We start from the raw sequence: 6,039 nt of genomic DNA, 5'->3' as shown, positions 1-6,039 counted from the left end.
ATGCTTAGGCTTTCAATTAAATTATTACTTCATTACCTCCATGACGGTTTTATCACCCTTTCAGCCTAATTCATCCCGCAAATATGCAACGCCCCCTAAATTTTATTTTTTCTGAAATCAAAGCCCAAAAAATAAGGGGAAGATAAACTTATCTTCCCCTGCTCTATTGTTTTTGTTGTTGTCTGGCTTGTTAGCTTCTTTGAGTCTTTGTCGTAACATTTGCTTTTGTTTTTTGAGTTGTCTCTGCCTTGCAGAACCGCCTCTACCTTTGTCATTTCTGCCTTCTTTACGGGGAGACTCCCATCGTTTCAGGCGCATAGCTTTTTTCGCTCTTTAATATTTGTTTGGTAGTGGGCAGGAGGAGAATCGAACTCCTATGACCGCAAGGCCGCCACATTTTGAGTGTGGTGCGTCTACCAGTTTCGCCACCCGCCCATCTATCTAACCTTAACTAGTATACTCTAATTAAGTGATTTTGTAACAAGTCTAAAAATTAATTTTCAAAGTTTTGCTGGAATAATTAGGTTTAAGAACTTTCTGGCTTATGGGCGTGGCAGGGTCAATAAATTAGGGTCAATATCCTGTAGTTTGGCGCAGCCGCTAAGTGCCATTCCCAGATTTAATTCATCTTGTAGTAGTGAGATGACATGAGATACACCAACTTGTCCTGCTACTGCTAGTCCCCACAAAATGGGTCGTCCGATTAGTACCGCTTTTGCTCCTAATGCCAGGGCTTTGAGAATGTCTGTGCCCCTACGGATGCCTCCATCTAATAGTACTTCTACTTTACCATCCACTGCTGCTACTATTTCAGTTAGAGCGTCTAAAGAAGCGATCGCACCATCGAGTTGTCTGCCACCATGATTGGAAACAACAATTGCTTTGGCTCCATATTCTACAGCCCGAACAGCATCATCTCCCCATAAAATTCCTTTGATGACTAAAGGTAGTGGAGATAAAGACTGTAACCATTCCAAATCGTCCCAAGTTACTGCTGGGTTTAGCTGTTGGGCAAAATAAGTAAATAATCCAGATTCGCCTTTTTCATGGGAAATATCTACGCCTGAGATGGTGGCGAGATTAGCCAAATGTAAATCTGAGGGTAGAGCAAACTCGTTACGTCTATCTCTTTCTCGTTGTCCGAGAACAGGTGCATCTACAGTTAGACAAAGTGCTTTGTAGCCTGCTTTATAAGCTTTTTCTACTAAAGCACGAGTTAATCCCCGATCTTTATGGATATAAAGCTGGAACCATCGCAGAGAATCTGGAAAATTATCAGATGCACTGGCCACTTCTTCAATGCTCTTTGTGGCCATTGTACTTAACACCATGCCCACACCAGCTGAGGCGGCAGCTAAAGCCGTAGCAATTTCTCCGTCTGGATGAGCTAGACATTGAAAAGCCATTGGCGCAATTAATAAAGGTAGTTGCAGGGGTTGTCCTAAAATGGAGGTAGTAAGATTGCGATCGCTAACATCGACTAATACACGAGGTCGCAACTTGAGTCTCTCAAAAGCAGCACGATTATCCCGTAATGTAATTTCGTCCCAAGCACCACTGCTATAGTAATCAAGCGTCATTTGAGAGAGATGCTCTTTTGCTAGCTTTTCATACTCAAACAGATTTATGGGTTGAAAGCGATGGTCGTTGGGTACAACTGTCATGGTAGAGGATGTGGGTTAAGCAATGGAATGTTTTTAATCCAATTAGCAAAGCTGTAAAACCCAGTATCTCCCACTAAGTTCTTCTAAAGGAATCTATTTAATAATTCTTCTTTAGATAGTTCCAGTAATAAAGTAGTAAATTCCTCTGGAGATAATGCCAATAAAGTTTCAGTAATTCCTCTTAGTTCTGAATCTAAAGAACCAAAGCCAACTCGTAACAAATTCTCTATAACATTACGACGTTCTGCTTAAATTCCTTCTTGTCTAACTTCTGCTAATTTTTGCTCCTGGTCATTAGCTGATTTTATGGTTGTACCAGTATTTTACATCACAGTGAATCATCCACAGCTTGCCTGAAGAACTCTAGCAAGTGCGATCGCATAAGCTAATTATCTGGAGTATTGTAAGCTAAAACACATCTAATTTACATAACCAAATTTCGTTAGTCGCTCTACCAGTTTCGCCATCCGGCTTTGGCTGCTACTTCATTACTTGTAGACTTCAGTCCATAACTTTGGATTAGAGATTGATATTCTGTACTGCTTGCCCAACGGTCGATTTCTCGCGCCCGCAGCACTGGTACTGGATGGGTTAATTGGGCTGTGCGGGCAGCTTTGACCATTTCACCTAGTTCGGTCTTGCTAATATCATCGTAAGCGCGCGCTTGGGCAACAAAGGCATCAAGATTTAGTTGTGGCGCTAAGGTGGGGGAACCACCCGCCAGCTTCATCAACACTGACATGACAACTTTGGGGTCTTGGGTTGCTAGTAATGCGGCGCGATCGCAGGTAAACTCAGCACAGCGTACCCATTCTAAAAGCTGTGCCTGTATCGCTTGAGCAACGAAGGTTCCAACATTGGGCACAATTGCCGCAGCTAATATTAATAAGTTTACAGGAGTCAAATAAACGCTATGGTCACACTTGAGATGCCCCAACTCGTGGGCAATTACTGCCTGTATTTCCTCTGGTGTGAGGATATCAATCAAGGATGTGTGTAACACAACAAAGGGCTGCTTACCCCGCACAGCAAAAGTATAGGCATTGGGAGCCGGATGTTGCCGAACGTACAACTGGGGAGGCTCTATATCCAGGATTTTACAGGCATCCAATAATAGCTTGTATAAATCGGGCAGTTGCTTTTCACCCACCAGAACGCTGGAGGCAATATTTTCCACATAAAAAACCTGCTCTGCCATTGGCCCAAGCCAATTTCGCACTAACATATCTATGCCTGGTATTTGCTTGAGCGTTTTGGTAGCTTCCAGGTCTAATGGATGACGAAATGAGTCAGCTTTTAAACCAATTAGCGGGGTTTTAAAGAAGGACATAGTGCAGCAAGCTATAAAAAAACACAACTATGGAATCAGGCTGGTTAGATAAACAGCCTCCCACAGTTAGTATAACGATTTAACTAAGCTGGGCAGGGGAAACAGGGAGAGAAAATTTTAGCTTGTCTCCCTCATTCTTCTTGTTCTTGCCTCAGTCTCAACTAATTTTCCCCCTTCCCGACATGGGAAGGGGGCTAGGGGATTATGTCAATGGTTAGCTTTTCCAGATGACCTGAATTGTCAGAGCAATTTCAACTTAAAAGGCTACTGATGCTGGGAGCGATTTTTGAATCTGCTGATGCTTCGCCCACGCGGAGGATTTTAGCGCCCAATTGCTGCAATTTGACATCGAGTCGATCATAGCCGCGATCAAGGTGCTGTAATCCTTGAATTGTGGTTTTTCCTTCTGCCGCTAGTCCTGCTATGACTAGCGCTGCCGATGCTCGTAAGTCTGTACCTAATACTGGTGCGCCAGACAATTTTGGTACTCCCCGAACGAAAGCAGCGTTGCCTTTGACACGAATATCTGCCCCTAAGCGATTTAACTCTGAGGCATGACGTAAGCGATTTTCAAAGACAGATTCGTTAATCACGCTGTCGCCTTCAGCCAATGTCAGCAAAGCCATGAACGGCGCTTGCATATCTGTGGGAAAACCTGGATGGTATTGAGTTTCAATATCCGTTGCCTTGAGAGTTTCTGCTGGCAGAATACGTAAGTGTTCAGGATTTTCCTCAATTATGGTAACTCCAATATCCCGCAGCTTGGCAATCACTGGTATAAGATGTTCTGGAGCCACTGGCGAAAGAAGAAGTTCGGAACGGGTAATTGCTGCTGCCAGCAAAAATGTACCGGCCTCAATGCGATCGGGAATGATACTGTAGTCAACAGAATGCAACTTGGGGACTCCTTCGATAATAATCCTGCTAGTCCCCGCTCCCTGAATCTTGGCTCCCATCGCGTTACAGAAGTTAGCTAAATCAACTACTTCCGGTTCTCTGGCAGCATTTTCGATGATTGTTTCGCCCTCTGCCAGGGTAGCCGCCATCATCAAGTTTTCTGTAGCTCCAACACTGGCGATGTCTAAGTAAATCTTCGCACCTTTTAATCTCCGGCTGCTGCCTGGGACGTAGGCATTACAAATGCCATGTTCAATCTGTACCTCAGCCCCCATTGCTTGCAATCCTCGAACATGCAAGTCAACTGGTCTTGCCCCAATAGCACAACCACCTGGTAAAGGCATCTGCGCTACTCCCAATCTTGCCAGAATGGCACCAATGGCGAAGAAACTTGCCCTCAGTTGAGTAACTAGTTCGTAGGGAGCTTTAGATGTTTTAATTTCGCTGGCGTTAATGTCTAAAATATCGCCTTGCCGGGTTAAACGTACACCCAAAGCCAATAACACCTGACCCATCCGCTCTACATCCGCCAATAAGGGGACATTGCGGATACGACAATCGCCTGGACACAGCAATGCTCCAGCCATGATTACCAGTGCTGCATTTTTTGCCCCGCTAATTTTCACATGACCTCGCAAAGGATGCCTACCCCAAATTTGCAAGACTGAGGAGTCTGCTTCTGGAGCAATTTTGGCATCTGGTAAGCTGGTAAAAGGATTGATAAGCCTACCTCCAAAAGTAATATGTATTTTATATGTTTGAAGTTGGTTTTGATTCTACAGTAAAGATTCAAATTGTCCACATTTTAGAGCAGCATATTACATAAAAAAATTGTTTGCTTGGGAAGAATAATGGTTATAAGCCAGTAATAGCAAGCATTTTGAGCTTTTAAAAAATTTATCAGAAATGATCGAATAAGTAGTAGTTTTAAGCTAAATTAAATACTCAGTAAAATAACTTAAGTGTTTTATAAAAATCAATGCTCTACTGTTGAGTTAATATTTTGATTCGACTTCATGCCCTGAAAAACTTGTTTCCAGTCTGAGTCTCTTAAGCAAGGCATTATATTTTTACTTGACAAAGATAAAATATAACGCCATAATAGGAAATTGTCGATAAAGGAAAATGCAAGCGGAACTGGCGGAATTGGCAGACGCGCTAGATTCAGGTTCTAGTGCCGCAAGGCTTCCGGGTTCAAGTCCCGGGTTCCGCATATTATCAAGTTAGGAGTTAGAAGTTAAGAGTTATGAGTTTAAGAAAACTAAATTAATTCTTGCACAGACGCGATTAATCGCGTCTCTACTCCCAACTCCTAACTTTTTAATGTTGACCAGTTTACAAAATTCCCTAGTCAAGCAAATCCGCAAACTTCACTCCACCAAGGAGCGGCACAAGCAGGAGTTATTTTTACTAGAAGGGACGCACCTGTTAGAGGAAGCTTGTGGGGTAAATTACCCACTAGAAACAGTGTGTTGTACTCCAGATTGGCAAGCAGCCCACTCTTCACTCTGGGAAGAAGTTTGTAGCCGATGTGATCGCGCCGAAATTGTCAGTAAAGAAGTTTTGGATGTGATGGCTACTACAGTCCAACCGGATGGTGTGGTTGCAACAGCAAAACGAAGCGTTGGCGCTTCGCCCACCGGGGGTGTTCGCCAAGCTCAACTACCATTTACTGGTACAATGCTAGCTTTAGAAACGGTGCAAGATCCCGGCAACCTGGGTACAATGATTCGCAGTGCTGCTGCTGCTGGAGCATCAGGGTTATGGGTAAGTAAAGACAGTGTAGATTTAGACAGCCCTAAAGTTCTCCGGGCTTCAGCAGGGCAATGGTTTCGCCTAGCAACAGCCGTAACCGAAGATTTAAAAGCTACAGTACAACAAAGTCAGCAGGCAGGAATGCAGGTAGTGGCAACCTTACCCAGTGCAACTTTAACTTATTGGGAAGTGGACTGGCGCAAACCCAGTCTGATTTTACTAGGAAATGAGGGTGCTGGATTGTCAGCAAATTTAGCAGCGATCGCAGACAAGCAAGTAAGGATTCCTTTGAGTCCAGGGGTGGAATCTTTGAATGTAGCGATCGCAGCTGCTTTAATGTTGTACGAAGCTCGGCGGCAAATAAGTCAAGAGTTAGGAGTTAGGAGTTAGGAG

Annotated in this window: 5 protein-coding genes and 2 tRNA genes; 2 read left to right on the top strand and 5 right to left on the bottom strand. The window is 43.8% G+C overall.

Going from position 1 to position 6,039, the window contains the following annotated elements; genetic code table 11:
* Positions 1–117: 117 nt before the first annotated feature.
* The 5 genes from V7L20_RS04685 to murA all read right to left on the bottom strand — a co-directional run bounded on the left by V7L20_RS04685 (position 118) and on the right by murA (position 4,613).
* Entirely contained in the window at positions 118–318 is a 201-nt protein-coding gene (locus tag V7L20_RS04685; RefSeq protein WP_334742941.1) for a hypothetical protein, read from the bottom strand.
* 33 nt (positions 319–351) lie between these two features.
* Positions 352–435: transfer RNA gene (locus V7L20_RS04680), tRNA-Leu, on the bottom strand.
* Positions 436–542: 107 nt separating this feature from the next.
* A complete protein-coding gene (locus V7L20_RS04675; protein WP_334742940.1) occupies positions 543–1,664 on the bottom strand; it encodes an alpha-hydroxy acid oxidase in 1,122 nt (373 codons plus the stop codon).
* Between the two features lie 451 nt (positions 1,665–2,115).
* Complete coding sequence (locus V7L20_RS04670) at positions 2,116–2,994, bottom strand: M48 family metallopeptidase (protein WP_334742939.1); 879 nt, start codon at positions 2,992–2,994, stop codon at positions 2,116–2,118.
* A 251-nt stretch (positions 2,995–3,245) separates the two neighbouring features.
* The gene (murA, locus tag V7L20_RS04665; RefSeq protein ID WP_334742947.1) at positions 3,246–4,613 is read right to left on the bottom strand and encodes a UDP-N-acetylglucosamine 1-carboxyvinyltransferase; all 1,368 of its coding nucleotides are present in this window, start codon (positions 4,611–4,613) and stop codon (positions 3,246–3,248) included.
* Positions 4,614–5,022: 409 nt separating this feature from the next.
* Between murA and V7L20_RS04660 the strand changes: the two genes are divergently transcribed.
* Both V7L20_RS04660 and V7L20_RS04655 read left to right on the top strand, forming a co-directional pair.
* Positions 5,023–5,104, top strand: a tRNA-Leu gene (locus tag V7L20_RS04660).
* Between the two features lie 110 nt (positions 5,105–5,214).
* Positions 5,215–6,036, top strand: a complete 822-nt coding sequence (locus V7L20_RS04655) for a TrmH family RNA methyltransferase (protein WP_334742938.1) — start codon at positions 5,215–5,217, stop codon at positions 6,034–6,036.
* Positions 6,037–6,039 lie beyond the last annotated feature (3 nt).

Origin of the sequence: Nostoc sp., from assembly GCF_036916735.1 — a bacterium.
Lineage (GTDB): Bacteria > Cyanobacteriota > Cyanobacteriia > Cyanobacteriales > Nostocaceae > Nostoc.
Note: the sequence above shows the minus strand (reverse complement) of the source record. Positions and strands in the feature narration are given on the sequence as shown.